Genomic DNA, 25747 nt, shown 5'->3' with positions numbered 1-25747 from the left:
TCATGCCTGCCCCCCTTGTACGCCGCTATTTAACCCGGGTATATATCAGGGTTGTCCCGCATAGGAGAACTTGCCATCCTTGATCACGCCCATGACGCGGGCACGCTCGTCAAAGCCCTGGTGGTCCTGGGGCGTGATGTTGAGCACGCCGTTGGGCACGACCAGATCGCGGGTGTTTTCCAGCGCATCGCGCAAGGCGCGGCGGAACTCGGGCGTGCCGGGCTTGGCGCCGGTCTTCAGGGCGCGCCCCACCGCGGAATCCAGCAGCATCCAGGCGCCATAGGCATCGCCCGCGAACTGCGTCAAGCTGTGGGCCCCATGCTGGGCCTCGTATTTGTCGGCAAAGGCTACGGCCACTTTCTTGACCGGATTGCTGTCAGGCAGTTCACGGGCCACCACGCCGGGGCCGGTCGGAAACAGCGTGCCTTCCACATCGCGCCCGCCCACCTGCAGGAACTCCAGGGTCCCGATGCCATGGGTTTGATAGACGGCGCCTTTGTAGCCGCGCTCCAGCAGGGTCTTCTGCGGCAGGGCCGAAGGGGTGCCCGCCCCTGCGATCAGCACCGCGTCCGGCTTGGCCGCGATGATCTTCAGCGTCTGGCCCATCACCGAGGCGTCGGTGCGCTGGAAGCGTTCCTGCGCGACGATGTCCAGGCCGGCGGCCTGGGCGGCCGTGGAGAACTCCTTCCACCAGCTGTCGCCGTAGGAATCGGCAAAACCGATGAAGGCCACGCGCTTGAGGCCTTTCTTTTTCATGTCCTGCGCCAGCACCGAGGCCATGAGCGAGTCGTTCTGCGGCATCTTGAATGCCCAGGCGCGCTTGGGGTCGGACAGCGGCTCGACAATGACGGCCGAGGCGGCCAACGCCACCATGGGCGTGCCGGTTTCGGCCAGCACGTCCAGGCCGGCGAGGGCCGCGGCGGTGGTATTGGGGCCCACGATGGCGTCGACCTTGTCTTCCGAGGTCAGCTTGCGCATGTTCTTGACCGCGCGGCTGACGTCGGTGCCGTCGTCCAGCACGACATAGCGCGCGGGCTGGCCGCCCAGGGTGGCGGGCCAGAGGCGGATGGCGTTATTGGTCTGGATGCCGATGGCCGCGGCCGGGCCGGTGGTGGAAACATCCACGCCGATGACGACTTCGGCCTGGGCGCCGAAGGCGCAGCCCATGGCAAGCGCAAGCGCGGCACATCGCTGGAGAATCGAAGACATGATTGGAGTCCGAATAGAAGAAGAGAAGGGCCTGGCGGCCGGCCCGGGCCCGCCTTGGGGCGTATTTTGCCTCATGTCCGCGCCGTCCGTACCCGCCGGCGGCCGGCTGTCCGCGGCTTGGCCTGCTGGGCTTCATAGACGAGCGCGGCCAGCGCGAGATCCTCCAGGGCGCTGCCCACCGCCTTGAACACCGTGATCTGCTCCTCATCGCCCCGGCCCGCCACCTTGCCGGCGACCAGATCGAACAACGTGCCCCGGATGTCCGGCACTCTCAGCGTGCCGGCCTTGAAGGCCTCGAGCAGGTCGCCGGCCTTGGTCGGCGCCTCGTCGGTATCGACGTAGACGGCGTGGCCGGCGAAACAGGCAGGATCGGTTTCCTTCATTTCGGGCTTGAAACTGCCGATGAGGTCCAAGTGGGTCCCCGGCCTCAGCCAGGCGCCGCGCACCAACGGCACCGTGGAAAGCGTGGCGCAGCTGACGATGTCGGCCCGGCCCACGGCGGTCTCCAGGTCGGTGACGGCGGTCGCGGCAAAGCCCTGCTCGCCCAGACGCTGGGCCAAGGCCTGCGCGCCCTCCGGGCGTACGTTCCAGACCATGACCTCTTCGATGGGGCGCACGGCCTTCATCGCCGCCGGCACCAGCCCGGCAATGCGGCCCGACCCCAACACCAGCAGGCGGCGCGCATCGCGGCGCGCGAGGTAGTCCGCGCCCAGGGCTGCGGCGCCCGCCGTGCGGAAGGCCGTCACCACATCGCCATCGACCTGGGCCAGCGGCACCCCGTTGCGCGCGCTGTACAACGTATAGGTCGCGTGCAGGCCCGGCAGCCCGTCGCGGGTGTTCTCCGGAAAGATATTGATGACCTTCACGCCGAAATAGCCGGCCTCGCTCCAGGCCGGCATGATGAGGGATGTGCCGTGGCGATCGCCCGAGGCGAGGCTGTGCACATGGCGGGGCGGCACCGTATAGCCGCCGGCAAAGGCGGCGCGCAAGGTGGCGATGACGGGTTCGAACGCAAGGGCCCGGCGCGTGGCGTCGGTGTCGATGATCTGCATGGTTGGCCTCCTGCGCTGCATTATGACCGTATCCCGTCCCGGTTTTCCAGTCGATGGCGCGGCGATATGATGGACCGACAGGGAGCGCGTCTCCCCCCTTCATCACGCAACAGGAGTTCCCCCATGAAAAAGACGGCATCCGCGGTCTGGCAAGGCGACCTGAAGAACGGCAAGGGCAGCATCTCGACCCAGAGCGGCGCGCTCAAGAACCAACCCTACGGCTTCAAGACGCGCTTCGAGGGCGAGCCGGGCACCAATCCCGAGGAGCTGATCGGCGCGGCGCACGCGGGCTGCTTCTCGATGGCGCTGTCCAATGTGCTGGGCGAAGCGGGGCTGACCGCCGACCGTATCGACACGAAGGCCGAGGTCACGCTGGACAAGACCGACGATGGCTTTGCCATCACGGCGATCCACCTGACCGTGGTGGCGGCCATCCCCAACGCCAGCGACGCCGCCTTCCAGGAGGCCGCCGCCAAGGCCAAGGCCGGCTGCCCGGTCTCCAAGGTGCTCAACGCCAAGATCACCATGCAAGCCTCGCTGGCCTGATCCGCGGCGTGATTGCCGGCGGCTATCGCCCCGGATAATCGAAATCATTGGACAACGGGCCGCCAATAGCCAAAAATGAGAACCATTCTCATAAAGGTGCGCCATGACCCGTTTGATCCTCGCCCTCTCCGGCCCGGCCGCGCGCCACCCAGGCCTGCGCCGCCTCGTCGGTTCGGGCGTCCTGGTGGCGGTCGGCTACATCGATCCGGGCAACTGGGCCACCGACATCGCCGCGGGCGCGGGCTTTGGCTATGGCCTGCTGACAGTGGTGTTCGCCGCCGCCCTGCTGGCCATGGGCTTCCAGGTCCTGGTGGCCCGGCTGGCGCTGGCCACGGGCGAAGATCTCGCCACCCTGACCGCCCGCCATCTGCCCCGCCGCGCGGCCGGCGCCGCTTGGCTGGCCGGCGAAGCCGCCATTCTGGCCACGGCCCTGGCCGAACTGATCGGCGGCGCCATCGCGCTGCGCCTGCTGTTCGGCCTGCCCCTGCTGGCGGGTGTCGCCGTCACGGGCATCGCCACCTTTACCGTCTTCTATATCGCGCGCGGCCAAGTCGCGCGCCATGAGCAGGTCATCGCTGTCCTGCTGGGCATCGTCGCGCTCAGCTTCGTCGTCTTGCTGGCCGAGGCGCGCCCCGATCCCGCCGCTGTCATCCAGGGCGCGGCGCGCGGCGGCCGGGCCTTGGCCGACCCGCAGGGCTTCATGATTGCCCTAGGCATCCTGGGCGCGACCCTGATGCCGCACAATCTCTATCTGCATTCCGGCACGCTGGCCCAGCGCGCCCGCGGCCTGCCCGCTGAACTGCGCGGCACTGCCTTCCGCCTGGCTCGCCACGACATCATGATCTCGCTGGGCATCGCCATGCTCGTCAATGCCGCCATCCTGATCGTGGCCGCCGCCTCGCTGTCGGGACAGGGCCCGGCCGTGGCAAACCTGGACACCGCTCATGCCGCCATCGGGCAGACGCTGGGCACCGGCGCGGCCTTGCTGTTTGCACTGGCGCTGTACGCCGCGGGCCAGAGCTCCACCATCACTGGCGTCATGGCCGGCAAGATCCTGTCATCCGGCTTCGAGCGAGGCACACAGCTGTCCGCCTCGCGCCGCGCCCTCATCACGCGCATCGCCGCCGCGCTGGCCGCCGCGGGCATGTTGATGGCCGGCGGCGGCCAGGACCCGGATGGCATCCTGGTGCTCAGCCAGGTCATCCTGAGCCTGGCCCTGCCCTTTGCCCTCATCCCGCTGGTCCTGCTGGCTTGCCGCGGCGATGTCATGGGCCGCTGGAAGCTCCATGGCGGCTGGGCCTGGGCCGCCATGGCTTGCACCGCCGGCATCGTGCTGCTGGACGCCTATCTGCTGATCGACATGCTGGCCTGACAAGAAAAAAGCCAGCTGTGAGGCTGGCTTTTCCCGGGACAGCGGACTTCTCAGGCCTTGTCGAGGTGGTCCAGGTCCACCGGCAGCGCCCGGTTGAGCACCGAAGCCACCTTGACGCGCAAGGCATTGGAGTGGGCGCGCCGCACCTCGCGCTTGACATCCAGCAGCTGCTGCGGATGCATGGAAAACTCCGTCAGGCCCAACCCCAGCAGCAAGCGGGTCAGGCGCGCATCGCCCGCCATCTCGCCACAGACCGCCACCGGCTTGCCGGCCCGCTCGCCCGCATTGATGGTCGCGGCGATCAGGCGCAGGACCGCCGGATGCAGGGGGTCATACAGGCCCGCGACATCATGGTCGCCCCGGTCGATCGCCAGGGTGTACTGGATCAGGTCGTTGGTGCCGATGGACAGGAAATCCAGCGCCTGGGCAAACGGCTCGATGGCGATCGCCATGGCCGGCACCTCCACCATGGCCCCGACTTCCATCTTGGGCGCATAGGCCTGGCCGCGCAGGTCCAGCTCGCGGCGGGCGGCGTCCAGCGCCGCATACACCGCCTTGACTTCGTGCATATGGGCGATCATGGGCACCAGCATGCGCACCGGACCATGGGCCGAGGCGCGCAGGATGGCGCGCAGCTGGCTGGCGAACATATCCGGACGCGCCAGGCAGTAGCGGATGGCGCGCTGCCCCAGCGCCGGATTGGTCGCGACCGTGGCCTCGCCGTCCAGCGTCTTGTCCGAGCCGATGTCCAGGGTGCGTATCGTCACCGGCCGGCCGGCCATGGTCCGGACGACGGACGCATAGGCTTGGTACTGTTCTTCCTCGCCCGGCAGATCGGCCCGCCCCATGAACAGGAACTCGCTACGGAACAGGCCGATCGCATCGGCGCCGCAAGCCAGGGCCAGGGCGGCCTCCTCGGGCAATTCGATATTGGCCTCGAGCTTGACGTCGATCCCATCCAGCGTGATGGCGGGCACGTCGCGCAGCAGCGCCAGTTCGGCCCGCTCATCCGCATAGGCGCGCTGGCGGGCCCGGTACTCTTCCAGGATGGCGACCGAGGGATTGATGACCAGGGCGCCGGCCGCGCCGTCGACGATCAGCACATCGCCGTCGCGCACCAGCTCGCGGACATTGCCCATCGCCACGACAGCCGGCACGCCCATGCTGCGCGCCACGATGGCCGTGTGCGAGGTCGGCCCTCCGAGGTCGGTGACAAAGGCGGCGAAACGCCCGCCGCGCAGCCTGAGCATGTCGGCCGGCGAAATGTCGTGGGCCACCACCACCAGGGGTTCGTCGCCGTCGACGCTGGAGCCGTCGGGCAGCATCGTGGAGGTGCCCGAGAGCACCTGCAGCACGCGCTCGATGACCTGGCGGACGTCGCCACCGCGCTCGCGCAGGTACTCATCCTCCATGGCGTCGAACTGCTCGCTCAGGATCTGGCCCTGGGCGGTCAGCGCCCATTCGGCGTTGTAGAAACGCTCGGCAATCATGGCGCGCGCCTGCTCGGCCAGCAGCGGATCGCCGATCAGCAAGCGGTGCACGTTCAGCATGGCGCCCAGCTCGCGCGGGGCATCCTCGGGCAGGCTGTCGGCCAGCTGGAGCAAATCGGATTGCGCCTGCAGCAAAGCCTCGGTCAGGCGCTGGCACTCGGCGCCGACGTCTTCCGGGGCAATGCGGTAGTGGGCCACTTCAAGCGCGGCGGCGCCCATGACCACGGCGCGGCCGATGGCATAGCCGCGCGCCACCCCCTTGCCGAACAAAGACAAGACGGGGCTGGCAAAGCCAGCCCCGTCCTCGGAAACAGCCGCCGACCCCGGAGCCTCGAGGGCACCGGTATCAGCACTCAGCGCGGATCTATTCCTGCTCACCGAATTTGTTTTCGAACAAAGATTGAATTTCCGCCAAGGCCTGATCGGCATCGGCACCGGATGCATCGATCTTGACCGTGACCCCCAGCCCGGCCGCCAGCATCATCACACCCATGATGCTCTTGGCATTGACACGCTGCGCCCCGCGAGCAATGAAAATCTCGCTGTTGAACTTGCTGGCAAGCTGCGTGAGCTTGGCCGCCGCGCGGGCATGCAGGCCAAGTTTATTGCTGATGACAATATCTAACGTAGGCATATTCTGTTTCTGATCACGGCCCGCAAGCCGTGCTGGTTGGATCGTCAGGGCAAGCCCCGCATCAGTCTACACGCAAGCAGCCTTGCACCCCTCCCGCCAATGCCTTTTCCCGTGTTTCGGCCAATGACAAATTGCGGTATGTCAGGGCGCGCAGCAACATGGGCGTATTCAGGCCCGCCAGGACGCAGCACTGCACGCCGCTGGCCTGGGCGTCGGCCACCGCGCGCTTGGCGATATTGGCCGGCGTCGCCCCGATGAGGTCGGTCAGCACCAGCACGCCCTGGCCCTTGTTGACGCGCAGGATGTCCTGCAGCACCTGGGGCACAAGGTCATCCGGCAGATCCTCCGGCAGGATGTCATGCACCGCCAGCACGTCGGTGGTGTCACCCAGCACGTGCCGCACGCTTTCGCGCATGGCGGTGCCCAACGGGGCGTGGACGACGATAACAATCCCGGTCATGGCTTGCTCGCATTCAGCCCGCGGCGCGTTCGAGCGCCTGGGCGAACATATCCGCGACGTCGAAACCCGTCTGCTCGGTGATTTCCACGAAACAGGTGGGGCTGGTCACATTGATCTCGGTCACGTAGTCGCCGATCACGTCCAGGCCGATCAGCAACAGCCCGCGACCGGCGGTCTTGGCCGCCACGGCCAGGGCCAGCTCGCGGTCGCGCGGCGACAGCGGCTGGGCCACGCCCCGGCCGCCGGCCGCAAGGTTGCCGCGCGTCTCGCCCGCCTGCGGAATGCGCGCCAGCGCATACGGCACGGGCTCGCCGCCGATGATGAGCACGCGCTTGTCGCCCTTGACGATCTCGGGGATGTAGCGCTGCGCCATGATGGTGCGCGCACCGTTGTCGGTCAGCGTCTCCAGGATGGCGTTGCGATTGGCTTCGTTGGGCTGCAGGCGGAAAATGCCGGTGCCGCCCATGCCATCCAGGGGCTTGACGATCACGTCGCCGTGCAAGGCATGGAAGTCCTTGATACGGCTCATGTTGCGCGTGACCAGCGTTGGCGTGGTCAGTTCGGCCACCTCGGTGATGGCCAGCTTTTCGGGATGGTTGCGGATGGCCGCGCCGCCATTGAAAACCTTGGCGCCTTGGGCCTGCGCGTATTCCAGCAGATGCGTGGAATACACATACTCCATGTCGAAGGGCGGGTCCTTGCGCATCAGCACGGCGCCATAGACGGACAGCGCAAGATCGACCGCCGGGCCGGTCTCGCGCCACCACTCGTGCCCATGCAGATCGGCCCCCTCGACCAGCGCGATCGGCTGGCTGCGCGCGCAGACCTTGCCGGCGTCGATATAGAGGTCGCCCTGCAAGGCCACGCTAAGCGTATGGCCGCGGGCCACAAGGGCCCGCATCATGGCCACGGAGCTGTCCTTGTACGCCTTGAGCTGCGGCAAGGGATCGATGATGAACAAGACGTGCATTACGTTACCTGACACCTCTGCCCCGCCTCTTGGTCGACAAGAACGCGAAGCCGATAAACACATCGTAGCGCAGCCGGGCCGGCACGCCATGCCCGCACGGCGGCGGGGCGATAAACGCAAACCGGCCCGGCATCTTCCTGCGGGAAGAGCCGGGCCGGAAATGCGGAATCAACTGGCCGAATCGGCCTTGGTCGCACCCGCCTTTTTCTTGGGCGCGAGCACCATGACCATCTGGCGGCCTTCGAGCTTGGGCATCGCCTCGACCTGGGCCAATTCGGTCAGATCGTCGCGCACTCGCTCCAGCACCCGCATGCCGAGCTCCTGGTGGGCCATTTCACGACCACGGAAGCGCAGAGTCACCTTGGCCTTGTCGCCTTCTTCGAGGAAGCGGCGCAGGTTGCGCAGCTTGACCTGATAGTCGCCCTCGTCGGTCGCGGGACGGAATTTGACTTCCTTGACCTGGATGACCTTCTGCTTGGAACGCGCCTCGGCCTGGCGTTTCTGTTCCTGGTACTTGAACTTGCCGTAGTCCATCAAGCGGCAGACTGGCGGCTCGGCATTGGGCGCGATTTCGACCAGATCCACGTCAGCTTGCTCAGAAAGACGGAAAGCGTCGGCAATCTTGACGATACCAAGCTGCTCTCCGTCCAGACCTATCAGGCGCACCTCGGGGACGCGGATTTCACCGTTGATGCGAATGCTTTTTTCAGTGGCGATGTTGAAGACTCCTAGAAAGATTAAACAGCTTTGCTATCCGGCTGAACGACATTGCGCCGGCTGGCGACGTCCTCGCTCAGGCGGGCGACAAAGTCGTCGAAGGGGATGGCGCCCAGATCCAGGCCACCAAGCCCACGCACGGCGACTGTCCCGTTTTGCGCTTCCTTGTCGCCAACGACAAGGATGTACGGAACCTTTTGCAGGCTGTGTTCCCGAATTTTACGAGTGATTTTTTCACCACGCAAATCGGCCTGAACTCTAAAGCCTTGTTTTTTCAGGCTTTGTGTGATTTTGGCCGCATAGTCGGCCGACGGCTCGGAAATGCAGCACACCACGGCCTGCACCGGCGCCAACCAGGGAGGCATGGCGCCGGCATGGTTTTCGATCAACATGCCGATGAAACGCTCCAGCGAACCCAGGATCGCGCGATGCAGCATGACCGGCGCGCGGCGCTGGTCGTTCTGGTCGACATACTCCGCGCCCAGGCGTACCGGCATCGAGAAATCCACCTGGATGGTGCCGCATTGCCAATGACGGCCGATGGCGTCCTTCAGCGTGTACTCGACCTTGGGGCCGTAGAAGGCGCCCTCGCCCGGGGAGATCTCGAACTCGCAGCCCGTGCGGCGCAGGCTCTCCATCAGGGCCGTTTCGGCCTTGTCCCAGATCTCGTCGCTGCCGATGCGCTTTTCCGGCCGCGTGGCGACCTTGTACAGCACCTCGGTAAAGCCGAAATCACGGTACACCCGCTGCAGCAGCGCGGTGAAATCGGCGCATTCGTCCTGCAGCTGGTCTTCGGTACAGAAAATATGACCGTCGTCCTGCGTGAAACCCCGCACGCGCATCATGCCGTGCAGCGACCCGGAGGGCTCGTTGCGGTGGCACTGCCCAAACTCGCCATAGCGCAGCGGCAGCTCGCGATAGGAATGCAGGCCCGCATTGAAGATCTGCACATGGCCGGGGCAGTTCATGGGCTTGAGGCCATACACGCGGTTCTCCGACTCGGTCGTGAACATGTTTTCGCGGTAGTTGTCCCAGTGGCCCGTCTTTTTCCAGAGCGAGAGATCGAGGATCTGCGGCGCCTTGACCTCCTGGTAGCCGTTGTCGCGGTAGACGGCGCGCATGTACTGCTCCACCTGCTGCCACAGGGCCCAGCCCTTGGGATGCCAGAAAATCAGGCCAGGTGCCTCGTCCTGGAAATGGAACAGATCCAGATCGCGGCCGATCTTGCGATGATCGCGGCGCTCGGCCTCTTCGAGCATGTGCAGATAGGCGTCCTGGTCCTCCTTGGTGGCCCAGGCCGTGCCGTAGATACGCTGCAACATCTCATTGTTGCTGTCGCCGCGCCAATAGGCGCCCGCGACCTTCATCAGCTTGAAGACCTTGAGCTTGCCCGTGGACGGTACATGAGGACCGCGGCACAGGTCGATGAAATCGCCCTCGCGGTACAGGCTGATGTTCTCGTTGCTCGGGATGGAGGCAATGATCTCGGCCTTGTAGGTCTCGCCTATGCCCTTGAAAAACGCCACCGCCTCGTCGCGCGACCAGACTTCGCGCGTGACGATTTCGTCCTTGCGGGCGAGCTCGGTCATCTTCTTCTCGATGGCCTCGAGGTCTTCGGGCGTAAACGGACGCTTGTACGAGAAATCGTAGTAAAAGCCGTTGTCGATCACCGGGCCGATGGTGACCTGGGCATCCGGATACAGCGACTTCACCGCATAGGCCAGCAGGTGGGCCGTCGAATGCCGGATCAGATCCAGGCCATCGGCGTCCTTGGCGGTCACGATGGCCAGCTGCGCATCGCCTTCGATGCGGAAGCTGGTGTCGACGAGCTTGGGCTCGGCGCCATCGAACGTGACTCGGCCGGCCAAGGCCGCCTTGGCCAGGCCGGTTCCGATGGACTGCGCGACTTCCGCGACCGTGACCGGCCCGGGATACTGGCGCTGAGAACCATCCGGCAAAGTGATTTGTACCATCGACGGGTTTCCTGGATGAGAAACGAAAAACGCGGCTATCTAGCCGCGTTCTATCTGCCTATGTTTCGCTGTCTGACGACACCAAACACCTCTAACGACTTAACGCGACATGGGGCGATAGGTCGTAGTCGTAGTTCGTGCCGACGCGCAAAACATGTAAGGCCTTTTTGGGGAAATAGGGTCATAGCCGCCGCGCCCGGGCAAAAAACCGGCGCGTTTTGGCCACAGAAGCTGATTGTAGCACTTTTGCTGCGCTTGCCGGCGGTCATGCCCCCCTTGCGCCCCCAGGGCGTCGGAAAGGCGGAAGGCGTATTTAGGACTATTTGCGGTAGATATGTAGGACTTTTCCTGATTTTTCGGCATCCCGATTTTTACCTCGAATTGCCTTTAACCTCCGCTCTGAAGCTCTGCTCCGATCGGACGAACGCACTTTGCCAAAGCGTACTTTCCAGAAATAAAACCATGTCGAACAATATCTCCTCCCTTCCCGGCCAAGACAGATCCGAAGACTCCTCCGACCCCGGTTACGGCGTGCGGCGCTACATGCTGCTGTCCCGCCCCAGCCATAAGATCCGGGTCGCCATCCTCGATGACCACCCCGCCATCACGCTGGGGCTGGCCGCCTATCTGCGCAACCAGACGGACCTCGAGGTCAAGTGTGTCGAAACCCGGGCCGAATCCCTGTCCAAGACCCTCAAACAGCATCCCTGCGATGTCGCGGTGGTGGATTTCTACCTGCCCCGCCAGCCTTGGGACGGCATGGACTTCATCCGCCGCCTGCGGCGCCAGCATCCGGAAATGGCGATCATCACCTTCTCGGCCGGCAAGAACAGCGAAACCGAATTCGCCGCCTACCGGGCCGGGGCCAACGCCTATCTTCCCAAGGAAGCCTCGGTGGAAACGCTGGTCGAAGTGATACGCCAGACCGCCGCCGACCGGCGCCAGTTCCTCGGCTGGAAGGACGGCCGCTCCCAGATCACCGAACCCGCCCACCCGGATTCCCAGCTCACCACGGCCGAGCTCGAAGTGCTGCGCCAGATCTCCCAGGGCCTGTCGGTCACGCAGGTCGCTTCGCGGCTGCTGCGCAGCAAGAAGACGATCAGCACGCACAAGCGGCGCGCCATGAAAAAGCTGGGCCTGGCCGATGACCTGGCGCTGGCGCTCTACCTGAACGAAAAATTCGAGCAGAACATCTGCGGCTGATCAGGCAATGCGCGAATAGCGCTCTACCGTGGCCGACGCGCGCAGATGGGCGTCGAAGACCATGGCAATAGCGCGCACAAAGAACCATCCCTGTTCGGTCACGGAGAGACAGCCGTCCGCCAGTTGCAGCAGGCCCATGGCCTGCAACTGGCGCAGCTGGGGCAGCTCGGCGGCGAACACCTGCTCGGGATCGGCGCCGCCACCGGCGGCGCGCAGGTCCAGGCGTCCGCGGCACATGATGTCCATGATGAGCCGCCGGCGCCATAAATCCTCCTCGGTACAGGCCAGGCCGCGCTCCACCGGAAAGTCCCCCGCCTCCACCGCCCGGTAATAGGCGTCCAGGTCCTTGTGGTTCTGGCTGTACACCGGCCCGACCTGGCTGATGGCCGAGACCCCCAGGGCCAGCAGATCGTGGTCCGGTTCGGTGCTATACCCCTGGAAATTACGATGCAAGCGCCCCTCGGCGCGGGCCCGCGCGAGGCTGTCTTCGGCGAGGGCGAAATGATCCATGCCTATATAGGCATAGCCCTGGTCCAGGAAGCTGTCGATGGCCGAGCCCAGCAAGGCCACGCGCGTGGCCGGATCGGGCAGTTCTTCGGCAAGAATGCGCCGCTGCGGCTTGAAGCGCGCCGGCAGGTGCGCGTAGGCATACAGGGCGATGCGGTCCGGGCGCAGCTCGCCCACCTGGGCGAGGGTGCGCGCAAACGAGGCCACCGTCTGCCTGGGCAGGCCATAGATCAGATCGACATTGATGGATGGAAAGCCCACCGCCCTTGCGGCCTGCATCAGCCCGCGCACAATCTCATAGGGCTGGACGCGATGCACCGCCTGCTGCACGGCGGGATCGAAATCCTGCACGCCATAGCTGATGCGGTTAAAGCCCATCTGCGCCAGGTTCAACAGGCGCGCGGCGTCCACGGTGCGGGGGTCGATCTCGATGGATACTTCGGCTCCGGGCAGGAGATGGAAATGGCGCCGGATATCATCCATCAGGCGAGCCAGCTCGGCGTCGGACAGGAAAGTGGGCGTGCCGCCGCCGAAGTGCAGCTGCATGACGGCTGTCTTGCGCCCGAGCAAGGCCGCCTGCATGGCCATCTCGCGCGACAGCGCGGCGAGATAGCGCGCGGCGCGCTCGTGATGCCGGGTCACGATTTTGTTGCAGGCGCAGTAATAGCACACCGAATCGCAGAAGGGGATATGCACATACAGCGATAGCGGCTCGCCGCCGCTCCTGGCCGCCAGGGCATCGGCCCATTGCGCGGGCCCGAAACCCTGATGCAGGCGGTCGGCCGTGGGATAAGAGGTGTAGCGGGGCCCGTTCTTGGCCAGACGGGCCAAGAGATCGGGCGACAAACGGGTGCGCGATGGCGCGTGCACGGAAGACATGGCGCGAATTATGCGGGCCAGCGGCCAGCCCGCCTTTGATCTGGCGCAAGCCGCCCCCGTAGAATGGCGGGGTCCCCAACCCCGGAAATCCCATGGAAACCGAACTCGACGGCCGCCTGCTGGCCCTGCGCCAGGCCCTGGCCATTTCTATCGCCCTGTCCACGCGCGGGCACCCCCAGGCAACCGGCATGGCCCTGGAGCTGCTCGACGATCTGCGCAACCACGCCGACAGCACGCCGGCCGGCGCGCCTTTCGATCCTCCCGTGTGGGTGCGAGGCGCACAGGATGAACTCGAACAGATCTCGCGATTGGTGCGGGCCTTTACGCAAGCCGACGACGAGCCGGCCTAGACCATCAAGGCCAGGCTGACGATCTGCGCCAGCCGCGAGACGTCCATTTTCATCTGTAGCATCTTGATCTGGGCCCGTATCGTGCCCACCGACACGCCGCGCCTGTCCGCGCATTCGGCGGGCGTGAGCTCTTCGCAGGCCAGCATCACCGCCACTTCCGCCTCGGCCTGCGTCAGGCCATACAGCTGCCGCAGGCGGCGCGCGCGCGCCGCCGCGCTCTTGTTGCTAGGCAGGGACATCAGGACCAGCGGTCGCGGCCAGCTCCTGGCCAGGGTGGAGCCGGGCGGCACGGGGATCAGGGACAGCGCCATGGGCGCTCCCGACGCGGCGCGCAGTACACAGCCGCCGGCCCGGCAGGCCGCGCGCCAAGTCGCGCTGTCCGACAGCACGCCGGGCGCCACCCGGTCGCCGCGGAAAGCCAGCACCGGCTCGGCCTGCATCAGGCGCCGGGCCGCCGCATTGGCCAACAGCAGCCGCCCGGTTTCCTCTTCCAGCAGCAAGACCGGCGTCTCCAGCTGATCCAGCGTCGATTCGGCGACCACCGCGCGGCGCTGGACGTCGCCCAGGCGGGAAGCGACACGCAAGGCGCGCGCCAGGTGGGCCGTCAAGCCGTCGCTCAAGCGCAGGTCAGGATCCTCGCTCCGTTTGTCATCGGCCAGGCACTGCAAGCTGATAAACGCTTGGGAATGCGGCTCGTTGAACAGATAAGTGCCCGACCAGCTCCCCAGCCCCTGCGGGCGCAGGAACTCCTGGTAGTAAAGGCTGTGGGCGCGCTCATGCTCGGAAAACGCGCGCCGGTCATTGAACCAGCGCCCGGCTTGCCAACCCTGCACCGCGGCGGGCGTGGGATCGTGCAGAAAGAATTCGCGCTGATAGCTGCCCATGGCCTGCTCGGCCCAGGCATCGTCATGCGTGGCCACGGCATTGAGCAAGGGCAGATCCGTCCGGGGATCCTGCGACAGCAAGGCCACCAGGGCCACGCCGGTGGCCTGGCGCAGGAAGGTGAGCACTTCCGTCCAGTCGTTCTCTCCGAGAGCGGCCCCATACATCGCCTCCAGCAAGCGACTCTCATCGCCTGCGCTGGTGTATGCCTTGACCACGCCCGCCTCCGTCCCATGTGCTCTTGGGGCGAGTTATAGCCAAAGCCCGGACGCCCGCCTATTAGCGAAAAGCCCCGCTGTCGCGACTGCGCAACCGGCGACCACGCCGCTCGTGGCATGACCACGCCGCCTGGAGAGGCAGCTTTGCAAAGCTTGACTTTCAATACTGAAAGCTAGGGCTGTAAGCTCTCGTCACGTTGCCGCACGATTGTTTAATTATTTGCATGCCCATGAGCAAGTACCAGCAAGAATTCTCCCAACTGAACCTGCTTTCCGAGGCCGAACGCCGCGCCCAGCGCACCCTGGCGGCGGCCGATAAACTCCTGAACCGCAATCCGCCGGCACAGACGGCAGCGGCCAGCTCCGCCGAGGCCGAACTGACGCGCTACATGGACGAACTGCGCGCCCGGCAAACCGGATACGGCCACGCCAGCGCCGTGCTGCGCCCGCCTGGCAAACCGGCCTGAGTCCCCGGCCTGCTCCGCGCAAGGGCCAGGCTGCCGCCTTCCCGGCCGGGTCGGCGGCACACAAAAAAGCCAGTCGCTCATGCGACTGGCTTGGAAAACAGGCGGCCCCGACTCTGCTCAGTTGGGGCCGCGCCTGGCACCAAAAGCGATCAGAAGCGGTGGCGCAGTCCCACCCCCACCGTCGTCATCTTGTCGCCCTTGATAAAGGCCGCGCCATCGGCGTAGGAGGCGAAGGCATACAGATTGGTCCGCTTGGACAGATCGTAGGTGTAGCCCAGGCTGTAGACGTCCATGGCGTACAGGTTCTTGTTCGGATCGGCGCGCTGCCACGAGCCGAATACCGAACTCGCCGCGCCGATGGGCGCGCTCAAGCCGACCAGATAGGAATTGATGCGCAGGCCATCCCAGGTAAAGCGGTCAGCGGTGTAACCGATGCCGTGAGCCGGCCCGGCGGTCTGTTGCCGGCCGCCCATCAGGTCGAACCCTTGTCCGGCGAACACGCCATCTTCCGTGCGGCCATAGGCCAGGGCCAGCTTGACCACTTCAAAGTCGTAGGAGGCGCCCAGAATGAATTGCTGCGGCTGCGGTTGGTTGGGCTTGCGGAACTGCCGGTCATAGGTGAGCGCCACATTCAGGGGGCCATTCACGTAGCGCAGGCCGGTGGTGATGGCGCGGTTGTTTTCCTTGGTACGGAAATCCGTCGGGCCTTCCACATCGTCCGTGGAAAAGGAATAACCGACGCCTGCCTGCAGTCCCGACCAGCTCGGGGTCTGGTACATGACCATGTTGTCGTAGCGCACGGTATTGGCGGCACTGAAAGACGTGCCCATCGTCGCGGTCAGGAAATCCGTGCCGAACGGATCGATGTCGCCGAAGTACTTTGACGCGATATTGGTCTGGCGGCCCAGGTCGAGCTGGCCCCATTGCGCATGGGCCAGGCCGATCGTGGCCTGGCGGCCAAACAGGCGATCACCCTGGGCGCGCGAACCGTTGCGGGCGTTGAAGCCGTTTTCCAGCACGAACACCGCCTGCAGGCCGTCGCCCAAGTCCTCGACGCCGCGCAGACCGAAGCGCGAGCCGTTCTGCACCCCGTCGGTCATGCCGAAACGCGATTGAGCGCTGCCGCCATACAGGCCGCGATTGGAATCCGTCGGCCCGACTTTCCCGCGCTGGAAGGTCAAACCAACGTCCACAAGGCCGTACAGCGTCACCGATGTTTCGGCGGCGGCCACACCCCCGGTCATCACGAGAATCGCGCTGGCCAGCAAAGTCTTCCTGAGCATGTCTTTATCTTCCGTTCTAAAGCAGAGGTTCAGCCCGAACGCTCGGGCCAGCCCACACCCTAGATAAGCATCGCGTCAGCAAGACCACAAAATATGTCTTTTAACTACATAAAAACAACTCCCGCCCCATTGTCTAACTCTCTGCCCTCTCGGGGTGTGCCCGCATCAAGTTACTTTTGAAATATTAAGAAACCACGTTAAGTATGGCGATTCCACAACATTTCCCTCTCATCTTTCAGATTTCTTCCGTGACTCTCTAGCAACACTCGGCAAAACCCTCTAGACGAATTGTTATTAACAGTTTCATATATAGACATTCTTATCACTATTGCGAAATATCTGGCCACTCCGTCACCGCTGTTTTCCTTCGAGGGGAGAACCTCATGCGAATGAATTTGCCGATTACTGATCAAGAATTTGTCTTACATGAAGATCAGTACCTCATCTCCAAGACCGACCTCAAGGGCCGCATCACCTACTGCAATCCCGCCTTTGTGGAGATCAGCGGCTTCTCGCGCGATGAACTGCTGGGCAAGGCGCACAACATCGTGCGCCACCCGGATATGCCGCCGGCCGTGTTCGAGGACATGTGGCATACCCTGAAAGCCGGGCGCCCCTGGCTGGCCGTCGTCAAGAACCGCCACAAATCCGGCGGGTTCTACTGGGTGCTGGCCAATGCCATGCCCGTCATCGAAGACGGCGAAGTGACGGGTTACGCATCGGTGCGGGTCAAGGCCACGGCACAGCAGATCCAGCAAGCCGAGCAGTTCTACCAGGATGTGGCCGCCAATCGCCTGAGAGGCTATGCGCTCAAGGGCGGCCGGCGCGTGCCGGCCGGATGGCGGCAGGCCCTTGCCCGCGCCTGTTATCCCCTGCGCAGCGGCCTCGTGCCCGCGACCATCCGGTCTTCCATCGCCGTCTGTGCGCTGGCGGCGATCCCGACCTACTTCGCCCTGGACAATCCGGCCGTCGCCAACCCGCAGGCCTGGTGGGCGGCCTACGGCCTGGGCTGCGCGGGCGTGATCACTGCCCTCTCGTGGCGGGCCAGGCGCTTTGCCGGCCAGTTCACCAAGGCCGAAGAAGTCGCGCGCCAGATCGCCGCCGGCAACTTGGTCAATGAAGTCAATATCGACGTCAAGGGAGAGGCCCGCAACCTCTATTTCTACCTCGACATCATGCGCAAAAGCCTGACGGGCATCTCGACCGAGGTCATCTCCCAGACCTCGCACCACGTCCAGACCATCGCCCAGCTGCGCGAAGGCAGCCAGGCCCTCGCACAGCGCACGGAGGAACAACGCGATGCGCTGCAGGACACCGCATCCAGCGTCGAGCAGCTGGCCGCGGCCGTGGCCCGCAACACCGAAAACGCCACGACCGCCAGCTCGCTGACCCAGGAAAGCCAGTCCACGGCGGCGCGAGGCGGCAACCTCGTCGGCGAACTGGTCTCGACCATGCAATCCATCAACGACGGCGCCAAGAAAATCTCCGAGATCGTATCCGTGATCGAAGGCATCGCCTTCCAGACCAACATCCTCGCCCTGAACGCCGCGGTCGAGGCGGCCAGGGCCGGCGAACAAGGCAAGGGCTTTGCCGTCGTGGCCGGCGAAGTCCGCAGCCTGGCGCAGCGCACCACCCAGGCCGCCAAGGAAATCAAGACGCTCATCGATGAGTCCGTTGCCCGGATGTCGGCCGGCTCCACACAGGCCGGCACCGCGGGCACGGCCATGCAGGAGATCCTGCAGTCCGTCGATCGTGTCACGGAGCTGATGGGCGAGATTGCCGTCGCCACGCATGAGCAGTCCGCCGGCGTAGACGCCATCAGCAATGCCATCACGCGCATGGAGCACATCGTGCAGCAGAACAGCTCGCTCGTGGGTGACCTGACGGCGGTTGCGCAAGACCTCGGGCAAGAATCCGGCTCGATGGCCGACACCATCGGGGTCTTCCGCACCCCCGAGAAACGCGCCGCCGCCCTGCCCGTCCGGCGGCTCGTTCCCAACGGCAATTTGCTGGCCGCGCCTGTCGCCCAGCTCCAGTGATTGCCCCGGGGGCCATCCGCCACGACCGGGCGGCCCCGGACCGGGCGGCGCGAAGACCGGCGGACGCGGCGGGTCCGATGCGCATCGCGCCTGTCCGGTATTAGAATCAGGACACCTCTCGCCTCATCGGAGCCGACCATGCGCCGCAAATCTTCTAAGGCCCTGCCCCTGCTGCTGGCCTCCTGTGCCCTGGCGATCGGCCAGGCCGTCGCCGCCCCGCCCGAAGGCAAGGGCAACCCCAACAAAGGCAACCAGGGCAACGGCCAAGCCCAAGGCCAGGACAAAGGCCAGGACAAAGGTCAGGGCAAAGGCCGGGGCAAGCCGGACAAAGACAGCCACGATGCGGGCGCCAACGGCGCCAGCCTCCGATATGCGGGCATTACCGTCACCACGGCCCGGAGCTATGCGCATGAATACGGCCTGTCCGGCTACAGCCAGCTCCCCCCCGGCATACGCAAGAACCTCGCGCGCGGCAAACCCCTGCCTCCGGGCATCGCCAAGAAAATGGTCCCCGGCCCCATGCTGGCGCGCCTGCCCGCCTATCCCGGCTACGAATGGCGGATAGCAGGATCCGACCTGGTGCTCGTCGCCATCGCCACGGCGGTGGTCGCCGACGTCCTGCTCAATGTCTTTGATTGAGCCGAAATGACGAGCTCGGCAGCGGTCGTCGCCATCCACCAGCCTCGGCCGCGAACTTGAACTGACGGTGCAATGATGGCTGGTGGCCTGCGAGGTGTTCAGCGTCAGCAAGACTTGTTGTCGACAAGAAGGACGGTGAAAAAACCAAAAAGCCCTAGACCGTTTATGTCTAAGGCTTTTCTGTGTCTCAAGACGTTTTGAACTGTCTTGCCGACCTAGTGTATTGGCAGGAGGTATTGGAACGGGATTCGTAACGCAAGTTGTTGAATTCGCTACCTCTCCTTGCGGGAAGACCACAGCCATACCCGTTAGCATACCTACCGCTTAAATAGTCTGCGTATCGAGGTAATTGAGTGACGAAATCGTATGGTTGTCGCCGGTAGTCACCGGCGCGCCGTTAACGGATGAGTCAGCAAATACAAACCCACGGAACTTCCCTACCTGGTCTATCACCTGCAAGCCAGAATAAGTGTGCCCCATATCGTCAGCGATATGCCCATTGTTATTGAAATCATGACTCACCTGATAGCACACTCGCCCGGCCGTCATCCCAGCATTCCCTAAAGGCTGAGCCAAATAGTAGAACACCTGATGTTGCGCCCCTGGTGTATTGTCCCATCCAACGTAGCGCAGTGCTTGAGCCGTGGTCACGAGGAACATTCCCAGGCGTGACGGCACAGGCCGGCCCCGCCTACCCAGGTCTTGCCGCTGCCGAAGCCGGCGACGAACGCGCGGAACTTGTGCGGCAGCGCCAGGAACCGGGCCTGGGGCTGGTTAAACGTCGACATCAGGGACGCTTGCGTTTACCACCTCGATCACGACCTTCACCGGCGGCGGCGCGTTGTCGTCGTTGGTCGGGTCCGGCTTGTCGCGCCAGAGATCCGGGCGTCGGTTCTTCAGCCAGAAGATACAGGCTGTGGTGTCCGGCGGGTAGTGCCTGGTGGTGGGCGTCGTGACGATCACGCCGTCGCAAACCCGGATGTCGTCCTCGGCATGCGTGTAGCCCAGGGCGCGCTGGTAGAGCCTGTCGGCCACCTCGGCATCGGCCAGGGTCTTGCCCGCATTTAGGGCCTGAAGAAACTCGGCGTGCTGCTTCTTCCAGGTGTTGAGCGTGCGCTCCGTCACAGCGAAGAAATCGGCCAGGTCTTTGTCGGTGGCGCCGAGGCGGCAGAGCTTCGCCGCCTGCTCGGCGAACGCCGGCTGGTACTTGGATGGTCGCGCCATGGTGCGCGGTCCCTCTGGGAGCGATGCCGCAGGCATCGATCCCGCGTGGTAAATGCGGTATCCGAAAACAATGAGAAACCAGAATGGCTTCGTTAATCCGGGATATCCAATCTAAAGCCCTTGATAGCACTGAATCAGTGTCGAGCCTTCTACGGCTGGCCAAGGTGGCAGCCACCAAGCTCGACTTGTCGAGTGAGCTTGTGTGGATCGAGAATAAGCTTAGCAGTTACAGGGGGCTGGTTTCAGAGTTACCGATGCCCCATCGCTGGACACCTCGAGCCCACTCGTAGAGACGGCGCCAACCAGGCCGGCAAGCACCTGCGGCAAATTGGCGGTCGGACCGGTGGAGTATGTGTACGGCACGCCGTTGATTGACACCTCGTAGGTGGTGTTTACCAACACGCGAGGCTGCAGCACCAGATCAGCCGCCCGGCCCGCGATAATTTGGACCGGACCGGCTAAGGACCACAGATTCTGGCTGACGCGGTGGCGAATCTGCGCGCCTGCTCGGACCTCCGTCCCGAGGAACCATAGAGCACAACGTATGCCCGCGACTTTTCGTCACGGTAGCGCTGCACTCCCGTGAAAGACACGGCGCGGTCCAGCGACACGCCGGTGGCCGAGCCGGGATACATGGACAGGTATGCTCCCGCCTGTTCGTGAATGCGCCGCCCACTTCCTTGGCGGCCTGCTCCAAAACGCCAGCCGCGCCGATGACGTTTCCGCGGCTGATGTGCCGCTCGTAGATCTTGCCGAGCTGCCGCAGCCGGAAGGTCTGGTCAGCAATGGGGATCTCGGCCACCTCCTCGCGCAAGCGCTTGCGCGTGGCGTCGAACAGGTCCCGCCATTTCTTGGCGAGGTCCTTCCCCGCTACCTTGGTGGGGTCGTACTGTGCCACCTGCATGCGCGGCACGTCGATGCCGAACTGGTCGCGCAAGGCCTCCGAAACCTCAGTAGGAGTATCCCAGCAGGCCAGCGCCTGCACGATGAAAGTCTTGTGCGCGTCGGTGAGTTTTGCCATATTGCAAATACCTACGGGAAGCGCTAAACCGCTAATAAGTCCAACGATGGAGAAAACAATGGCAAAGGCACGCAACCCGCTGAAGAACTTAAAGATCGAGACCGCCGCCGGAGTTCGGAAATGCCACGCAAATTCGAAGCACACAATCGCGCCAGGCGACATACATCTGGCGCAGTACGATGACACCGGAATGGTCAGAGAGAATATTTGCGCAGAATGTGCGCCTCGCGTTCTAGCTCAAATCGAGCTGCATTTGAGTGAGCTACGTGCGCACTTTTGAGGATCGGGCCCGGAGCTCGTTGACGCACAACCGAACTATCACGGACGATAGCCTATACGCTTCGCCTGCGGTTGCGCCTTGTGCGCAAGATCGACGTGCGGCTCGCCTTACCCGCACGTTCCTTTTCAGGTACGTCCTCGCGCTTGCGCTGCGGCTGTTCACTGTCGGACGCATGTCTCAAGTACATGGAATACCATCGGCTAAGGCGATAAATGCGTAGAGCGGCCCTCAAAGACAAGATAAGGCCATAAAGAAACGCGAAGTAACCCGTGCCGGCCACAATTGCCGAACCGATCATGAGGTATCGCTCGTAGGGCACAAGAAAATCAGGCGTCGGAAATTGAAAGCCCTTCACGACCATTGCAAAGATAAGCGCTGCCAGCTGAACGATCACGAAGAGAACAAACGCAGCGCCGACGCTCAAATATTGGTTCTCCGTCTCCGAGCTCCCCATCGCCAAAAAGCGCTTGAAGTTGTCGCTTCCAAACCCAAGAAAAATGGCGAACCCAGTGAGCGTGAATCCAAGCAGCGTCGGCACGGTTGCGATCACCTGATCCCACCAAGGCTCTCTAATCCAATACGCCCCAGTTAAGACCCAGGCGACGATACAAATCCGAAATTCCGGACCGTGCACAAGACCTCTGCAGCCTCTTGTAATGGTCCACACCTCCCTGAGTAGGCGTGCGTTTCCGTGTTCGGATTTGCGATTCTTCGTCATAGCCTCATTTAGCCAATGTGCTCAGTACAAATGTCTTGAAGGCGTCTGTAAGAGTCATCTTAGAAGGTTCGTAAGTGGTCGTCTCGTGCAGAGGGAACTGCTTAGATGACGCCGTGTCCTTAATCCCCTGTTTATTCCGACCAACAACCTTGACCTCGCCATTATCGGCAGCGGCCATCGCGAGTGTTTTGAGACGCCGATCAGGGACTAATGTCTTAGCACCGCTGGCCTTCTTGTAGACAACCTGTTGCGACTCCGCCCGCATTCCTTCGAGCCTGTCCAGTATCGCCTGCTCGTCTTCGTCCTCCAGGGCGTTGGGGCGTTCTATGTAGATCTCCAACCGCTTGATCACCTGCCACTCAAGCAGGTCCTCCACAGCCTTCTTGTTCTTGAGGACGTTAATTTCGACCCTACCAAATCGCTTTACGATCCGCTCCCGTTCAGACAATTTCTCAAGCATTCGACCCGCGGTGGACGCGGCCATTGAGTCTGACACGTTCGCCCCCGCTTTGGTGATCAGGTACAAGCGGTGCTTCTTGGGCAAGAACAGGTACGGCACGAAACGTAGATTCGGCTTAAGAAAATCTGGAATCGAGACTTGGGAAACGTCCTCATCCGTCGCGGGCTTCCTCTTTTGAATGTCGAACCAGGGATCACTAGGATCGATATTCAAAAATTTGTAGATGTGCCCGAAAATCGGTGACTCGGAGTCATCGGGGTCCAGGCGTTGAGCCTCCCCAATCATCATTGCCTGCGGCCCCCAAAGGACGGTTCCTCGCATCCTATAGAGCGTTTGCCATAGCTCGACATACTCGCTCGGAGTATGTCGGGTGTGAACCTTCAGGTTTACTCCCCCTACGTCAAAGGTACGAGTTCGCGCCATTACCGAGTCCTCCAATAAGACCCGTTAGCCTCGCGCAAATCCCGTAAAAATGCAACAAAATAAATCAATTATATTGAGGGCGCGCGCATGCATTCGAAAGAGCCTTGCGCATGTTGGGCGCCCCATTCTTAATGGTGCCTTCAAAACAGCCCTGCCGGAGCCGCAGCCACGTCCCAACTGAAAATCAAGATTTCACCGCGCTCACCGCCGCGTCCGCCGCCGACGGTGTGGCGCAGCTCCGTGCCCTCGATGTGGAAACCGTCGAAAGCCCGCCGGATGAGAGAGAGCGACCATATGGGAAACCTGAAACTCTTCTACGACACCGAGACGACTGGCCTGCCCCTTTTCAAGGAGCCGTCCGAGCACCCTGACCAGCCGCACATCGTTCAGCTGGCGGCGGCCCTGGTGAACATGGACAGCCGCGAGACGATCGCCAGCCTGGATCTGGTCGTCCGGCCGGACGGCTGGACCATCCCCGATGAGGTCACCGGGGTTCACGGCATCACCACCGAATACGCCATGGAGGTGGGCGTGCCCGAGACGCTGGCCCTGTCCCTCTTCCTTGAGCTGTGGGCCGGGCGCCCGCGTGTCGCGCACAACGAGCAATTTGATGCCCGCATCATCCGCATCGCCCAGCACCGCGCCGGCGAACTGGAAGCCGACCACGAGCGCTGGAGGGCCAGCGCGGCGGAATGCACAGCGCGTCTGGCCACACCCATTCTGAAGCTGCCGCCTACGGCCAAGATGGTGGCCGCCAACCGCCACCACTTCAAGACGGCCAACCTGGGCGAGGCAGTGCAGTACTTCACCGGCAAACCACTGGAGAACGCACACAGCGCCCTGGCCGACGTGCGCGGGTGCATGGACGTCTATTTCCGCATCCAGGATCTGGTGCATGGCCAGATGGAGGCCGCCTGAAATGAAAATCCATGTTTCCCCGCAGACGCGGGCAGCTGGACGCCTGGCCGCCGGTAAGCTGCGCGCGATGGGCGCCAGCGTGCCGGCGAATACTCCTTTCGATTCGATCCTGGCAATTGTCGCAGACAGAATGAGCTGGCCAGCTCCCCGCCCCTCCAGCTATCTGTCGTTCCTCGAGCGCTTCATAGCGGCCGACAGCGTGCCCAGCCCGCGGCGAGCTCGCGGGCCTGCGGCTCGGCCCCCGCTTCGCTACCCGCTGGCCATGCGCCATGCCGCGGCCCGGGCGGCCGGTGACCAGCCGCGACTTATCCACGCTGTCAGCAACATTCAAACGTGGCGGGAGCTGGGTGCATGACTTTCCAACAACACATTGATGCCCTTCAAAGTGCCTTGGCGCAGACCCGGACCGATTTCGGCGGGCCGGCCACATGCTCTGTCGCGGCCGAGGACCTGCGGGTGGCGCTCCACCTGATTGGCCAGGCAGCGCTGATTCCTTATGCCGCAAGCGCGGAGCCGATCCGACAGGATCATCTGTCCGTGGCCTGGGAAATCCGGTCGCCCGCCATGCCCGCGTTCGTAGAACTGACGCCGCTCATAGCTCGGGCGCAGGAAGCGTGGCAATTAGGATTCGAGGTCCATGATCTCGTGCGCCGTGTCGCCGCCCCCGTTGCCGCCCAGACCGCCGCCCGCGCAGAGGAGTGACATGGAGGCCTCACCCTACGCCAGTGGATCAGCCGTAAATACTTTCGAGCACGCCCAGCTTGATCATGCGCCGCACGTCCAACACTGCCAACTCGATGGCTTGATTCGGAGTGCTACCCGCGGGCATAGGGCCCTCATGGATGATCCCCAACGAGCCGTCTGTGACTGTTGGTTCTCTACCCCATACCGCACGCCCGCTGAAGAGGCTGCCGTCGCCCTCCTTTTGAGCCCAGGCTGTCACCTTAATCCCCGGAATGACTTCGACCGTTCGCATCCCAATTTTCTCTGCCATATGGCCTCCCAGCTTTGTCGGCCCATCGTACCCCACCCCTATCGGAGTGTCAGCATGATCAACCAGAACAACACCGCCCGGGCGGCAATCCGGCCCGTCCTGACCGACGCGCGGCGCGTGCAGGCCGTCCAGGACCTCAACGTATCGAACCTGGCCCAACGCTGGCGCCACATGCCGGCGTGGCGGGCGGCAATGAAGACTGCGGCCCAGGAGGCCGCACCCATTTCCAACCGCGGAGAGAAAAACGCATGAATGTCACCCACACTGCGGCTGCAGGCCGCTCGATCACCGGACGCGGCCCGGTTGACGCTATTCGCCCGGAGGGGCTGTATCGCTGGAAGGAGTTCGCCGACCGTATCCCCTACTCGCGCGAGACCTGGCGCCAGCGCGTAAATGCCGGCACGGCACCGAAGCCGGCCCAGCAGACGGGAGCGTGCACGGCATGGCGCGGCCAGGATCTGCTGGACTGGCTGGCCGACCCCATGGGCTACAAGGCCCCGTCCCCTGAAACTGCCTGACCTGGAACGTAGAAATGCCCATCCAAGTTGTGCCGCTAACCGACGCACGCTGTCGCCGCGCCGCGTTCAAGCTGGGCGGCAAGAACAAGCTGCCGGACGGCGGAGGCCTGTACCTCGAACTGAAGCCGAACGGGTCGAAGACCTGGCGCATGCGTTATGTTCGGCCTTCGACCGGGAAGGAATCGACATTGACTTTCGGCAACTACCCGGCGGTGTCCCTAGCCGCGGCACGCGAGAAGCGCGCAGAGGCGGAAAGAAAGATCGCCGCCGGCCAAGATCCGGACCTAAAGGCGGCCGCCCC

The 25747-nt window shown here is 63.8% G+C and carries 30 protein-coding genes and 1 pseudogene; 13 read left to right on the top strand and 18 right to left on the bottom strand.

All coding sequences use genetic code 11. From position 1 onward, the window contains the following. Positions 1-45: 45 nt before the first annotated feature. Complete coding sequence (locus AXA74_RS07335; protein WP_029580484.1) at positions 46-1209, bottom strand: ABC transporter substrate-binding protein; 1164 nt, start codon at positions 1207-1209, stop codon at positions 46-48. Positions 1210-1280: 71 nt separating this feature from the next. Then, positions 1281-2261 carry a bifunctional Delta(1)-pyrroline-2-carboxylate/Delta(1)-piperideine-2-carboxylate reductase gene (lhpI, locus tag AXA74_RS07330; RefSeq protein ID WP_029580483.1) on the bottom strand — a complete coding sequence of 327 codons (981 nt, stop codon included), beginning with the start codon at positions 2259-2261 and terminating at the stop codon, positions 1281-1283. A gap of 123 nt (positions 2262-2384) precedes the next feature. On the opposite strand from lhpI, the gene AXA74_RS07325 reads away from it, so the two are divergent. Together AXA74_RS07325 and AXA74_RS07320 are read left to right on the top strand one after the other, a co-directional pair. After that, positions 2385-2807 (top strand): OsmC family protein, encoded by a 423-nt coding sequence (locus tag AXA74_RS07325; RefSeq protein WP_029580482.1) that lies wholly within the window; start codon positions 2385-2387, stop codon positions 2805-2807. A gap of 103 nt (positions 2808-2910) precedes the next feature. After that, positions 2911-4179 carry an Nramp family divalent metal transporter gene (locus AXA74_RS07320; RefSeq protein WP_032955652.1) on the top strand — a complete coding sequence of 423 codons (1269 nt, stop codon included), beginning with the start codon at positions 2911-2913 and terminating at the stop codon, positions 4177-4179. A gap of 50 nt (positions 4180-4229) precedes the next feature. Here AXA74_RS07320 and ptsP read toward each other — a convergent pair whose 3' ends face one another. The 6 genes from ptsP to thrS all read right to left on the bottom strand — a co-directional run bounded on the left by ptsP (position 4230) and on the right by thrS (position 10423). After that, positions 4230-5924, bottom strand: a complete 1695-nt coding sequence (gene ptsP, locus AXA74_RS07315) for a phosphoenolpyruvate--protein phosphotransferase (protein WP_029580480.1) — start codon at positions 5922-5924, stop codon at positions 4230-4232. Positions 5925-6033: 109 nt separating this feature from the next. Next, positions 6034-6303, bottom strand: a complete 270-nt coding sequence (locus AXA74_RS07310; protein WP_029580479.1) for an HPr family phosphocarrier protein — start codon at positions 6301-6303, stop codon at positions 6034-6036. A 61-nt stretch (positions 6304-6364) separates the two neighbouring features. Further along, positions 6365-6763 carry a PTS sugar transporter subunit IIA gene (locus tag AXA74_RS07305; RefSeq protein ID WP_029580478.1) on the bottom strand — a complete coding sequence of 133 codons (399 nt, stop codon included), beginning with the start codon at positions 6761-6763 and terminating at the stop codon, positions 6365-6367. Positions 6764-6776: 13 nt separating this feature from the next. Then, positions 6777-7733 (bottom strand): glutathione synthase, encoded by a 957-nt coding sequence (gene gshB, locus AXA74_RS07300; protein ID WP_029580477.1) that lies wholly within the window; start codon positions 7731-7733, stop codon positions 6777-6779. Positions 7734-7901: 168 nt separating this feature from the next. Beyond that, the gene (gene infC, locus AXA74_RS07295) at positions 7902-8471 is read right to left on the bottom strand and encodes a translation initiation factor IF-3 (RefSeq protein WP_223850591.1); all 570 of its coding nucleotides are present in this window, start codon (positions 8469-8471) and stop codon (positions 7902-7904) included. Next, positions 8471-10423 (bottom strand): threonine--tRNA ligase, encoded by a 1953-nt coding sequence (thrS, locus tag AXA74_RS07290; RefSeq protein ID WP_029580475.1) that lies wholly within the window; start codon positions 10421-10423, stop codon positions 8471-8473. The genes infC and thrS overlap by 1 nt, the downstream gene beginning before the upstream one ends. 462 nt (positions 10424-10885) lie before the next feature. Here thrS and AXA74_RS07285 point away from each other — a divergent pair, with 462 nt between their 5' ends. Further along, the gene (locus AXA74_RS07285; RefSeq protein ID WP_029580474.1) at positions 10886-11626 is read left to right on the top strand and encodes a response regulator transcription factor; all 741 of its coding nucleotides are present in this window, start codon (positions 10886-10888) and stop codon (positions 11624-11626) included. Here the strand turns inward: AXA74_RS07285 and hemN are convergent, their stop codons facing one another. Continuing rightward, positions 11627-13012 carry an oxygen-independent coproporphyrinogen III oxidase gene (gene hemN / locus AXA74_RS07280; RefSeq protein ID WP_029580473.1) on the bottom strand — a complete coding sequence of 462 codons (1386 nt, stop codon included), beginning with the start codon at positions 13010-13012 and terminating at the stop codon, positions 11627-11629. Between the two features lie 92 nt (positions 13013-13104). Between hemN and AXA74_RS07275 the strand changes: the two genes are divergently transcribed. Beyond that, a complete protein-coding gene (locus tag AXA74_RS07275) occupies positions 13105-13362 on the top strand; it encodes a hypothetical protein (RefSeq protein ID WP_029580472.1) in 258 nt (85 codons plus the stop codon). Here AXA74_RS07275 and AXA74_RS07270 read toward each other — a convergent pair. Continuing rightward, the gene (locus AXA74_RS07270; protein WP_126623565.1) at positions 13359-14462 is read right to left on the bottom strand and encodes a helix-turn-helix transcriptional regulator; all 1104 of its coding nucleotides are present in this window, start codon (positions 14460-14462) and stop codon (positions 13359-13361) included. The genes AXA74_RS07275 and AXA74_RS07270 overlap by 4 nt on opposite strands. Positions 14463-14692: 230 nt before the next feature. Here AXA74_RS07270 and AXA74_RS07265 point away from each other — a divergent pair, with 230 nt between their 5' ends. Beyond that, on the top strand, positions 14693-14929 hold the full coding sequence (locus AXA74_RS07265; protein WP_029580470.1) for a hypothetical protein: 237 nt from the start codon (positions 14693-14695) through the stop codon (positions 14927-14929). Positions 14930-15078: 149 nt separating this feature from the next. On the opposite strand, the gene AXA74_RS07260 is transcribed toward AXA74_RS07265, so the two are convergent. Beyond that, positions 15079-16212, bottom strand: coding sequence for a porin (locus AXA74_RS07260; protein ID WP_029580469.1), 1134 nt, complete (start codon positions 16210-16212; stop codon positions 15079-15081). A gap of 389 nt (positions 16213-16601) precedes the next feature. Between AXA74_RS07260 and AXA74_RS07255 the strand changes: the two genes are divergently transcribed. Beyond that, complete coding sequence (locus AXA74_RS07255) at positions 16602-18251, top strand: methyl-accepting chemotaxis protein (RefSeq protein WP_407026527.1); 1650 nt, start codon at positions 16602-16604, stop codon at positions 18249-18251. 138 nt (positions 18252-18389) lie between these two features. Next, positions 18390-18890 (top strand): anti-virulence regulator CigR family protein, encoded by a 501-nt coding sequence (locus AXA74_RS07250; RefSeq protein WP_032978656.1) that lies wholly within the window; start codon positions 18390-18392, stop codon positions 18888-18890. A gap of 324 nt (positions 18891-19214) precedes the next feature. On the opposite strand, the gene AXA74_RS24140 is transcribed toward AXA74_RS07250, so the two are convergent. The 3 genes and pseudogenes from AXA74_RS24140 to AXA74_RS07245 all read right to left on the bottom strand — a co-directional run bounded on the left by AXA74_RS24140 (position 19215) and on the right by AXA74_RS07245 (position 20150). Continuing rightward, positions 19215-19541, bottom strand: coding sequence for a hypothetical protein (locus tag AXA74_RS24140; RefSeq protein ID WP_126623564.1), 327 nt, complete (start codon positions 19539-19541; stop codon positions 19215-19217). A gap of 8 nt (positions 19542-19549) precedes the next feature. Further along, positions 19550-19678 (bottom strand): annotated as a pseudogene (locus tag AXA74_RS24135) (terminase); the annotation flags it as partial. Continuing rightward, positions 19665-20150, bottom strand: a complete 486-nt coding sequence (locus tag AXA74_RS07245; RefSeq protein ID WP_032978653.1) for a terminase — start codon at positions 20148-20150, stop codon at positions 19665-19667. The gene AXA74_RS07245 and the pseudogene AXA74_RS24135, both read right to left, overlap by 14 nt. A 47-nt stretch (positions 20151-20197) precedes the next feature. Between AXA74_RS07245 and AXA74_RS24855 the strand changes: the two genes are divergently transcribed. After that, positions 20198-20404, top strand: a complete 207-nt coding sequence (locus AXA74_RS24855; RefSeq protein WP_162266981.1) for an AbiTii domain-containing protein — start codon at positions 20198-20200, stop codon at positions 20402-20404. A 131-nt stretch (positions 20405-20535) separates the two neighbouring features. Here the strand turns inward: AXA74_RS24855 and AXA74_RS24635 are convergent, their stop codons facing one another. The 3 genes from AXA74_RS24635 to AXA74_RS07230 all read right to left on the bottom strand — a co-directional run bounded on the left by AXA74_RS24635 (position 20536) and on the right by AXA74_RS07230 (position 23016). Continuing rightward, positions 20536-21135, bottom strand: a complete 600-nt coding sequence (locus AXA74_RS24635; RefSeq protein WP_230588820.1) for a DUF2280 domain-containing protein — start codon at positions 21133-21135, stop codon at positions 20536-20538. A gap of 332 nt (positions 21136-21467) precedes the next feature. Beyond that, positions 21468-21965 carry a hypothetical protein gene (locus AXA74_RS07235; RefSeq protein WP_032978651.1) on the bottom strand — a complete coding sequence of 166 codons (498 nt, stop codon included), beginning with the start codon at positions 21963-21965 and terminating at the stop codon, positions 21468-21470. Between the two features lie 172 nt (positions 21966-22137). Then, complete coding sequence (locus AXA74_RS07230) at positions 22138-23016, bottom strand: DUF4747 family protein (protein WP_080700933.1); 879 nt, start codon at positions 23014-23016, stop codon at positions 22138-22140. A gap of 294 nt (positions 23017-23310) precedes the next feature. Between AXA74_RS07230 and AXA74_RS07225 the strand changes: the two genes are divergently transcribed. Together AXA74_RS07225 and AXA74_RS07220 are read left to right on the top strand one after the other, a co-directional pair. Continuing rightward, positions 23311-23934 carry a 3'-5' exonuclease gene (locus AXA74_RS07225; protein ID WP_032978647.1) on the top strand — a complete coding sequence of 208 codons (624 nt, stop codon included), beginning with the start codon at positions 23311-23313 and terminating at the stop codon, positions 23932-23934. 351 nt (positions 23935-24285) lie between these two features. Then, a complete protein-coding gene (locus tag AXA74_RS07220) occupies positions 24286-24636 on the top strand; it encodes a hypothetical protein (protein WP_032978644.1) in 351 nt (116 codons plus the stop codon). Between the two features lie 28 nt (positions 24637-24664). On the opposite strand, the gene AXA74_RS07215 is transcribed toward AXA74_RS07220, so the two are convergent. Continuing rightward, positions 24665-24928: a hypothetical protein gene (locus AXA74_RS07215; RefSeq protein ID WP_060833146.1), complete on the bottom strand. Its 264-nt coding sequence runs from the start codon at positions 24926-24928 to the stop codon at positions 24665-24667. A gap of 54 nt (positions 24929-24982) precedes the next feature. On the opposite strand from AXA74_RS07215, the gene AXA74_RS07210 reads away from it, so the two are divergent. The 3 genes from AXA74_RS07210 to AXA74_RS07200 all read left to right on the top strand — a co-directional run. Next, positions 24983-25180, top strand: coding sequence for a hypothetical protein (locus AXA74_RS07210; RefSeq protein ID WP_032978637.1), 198 nt, complete (start codon positions 24983-24985; stop codon positions 25178-25180). After that, positions 25177-25446 (top strand): helix-turn-helix transcriptional regulator, encoded by a 270-nt coding sequence (locus tag AXA74_RS07205; protein WP_051593933.1) that lies wholly within the window; start codon positions 25177-25179, stop codon positions 25444-25446. The genes AXA74_RS07210 and AXA74_RS07205 overlap by 4 nt, the downstream gene beginning before the upstream one ends. 14 nt (positions 25447-25460) lie before the next feature. Next, on the top strand, positions 25461-25747 hold a 287-nt coding region (locus tag AXA74_RS07200; RefSeq protein WP_155680859.1), incomplete at its 3' end, for an Arm DNA-binding domain-containing protein.

Origin of the sequence: Bordetella hinzii LMG 13501 (genome assembly GCF_001548475.1) — a bacterium.
GTDB lineage: Bacteria > Pseudomonadota > Gammaproteobacteria > Burkholderiales > Burkholderiaceae_B > Bordetella > Bordetella hinzii.
The sequence above is the reverse complement of the archived record's forward strand: the minus strand, read 5'-3'. Positions and strand labels throughout refer to the sequence as shown.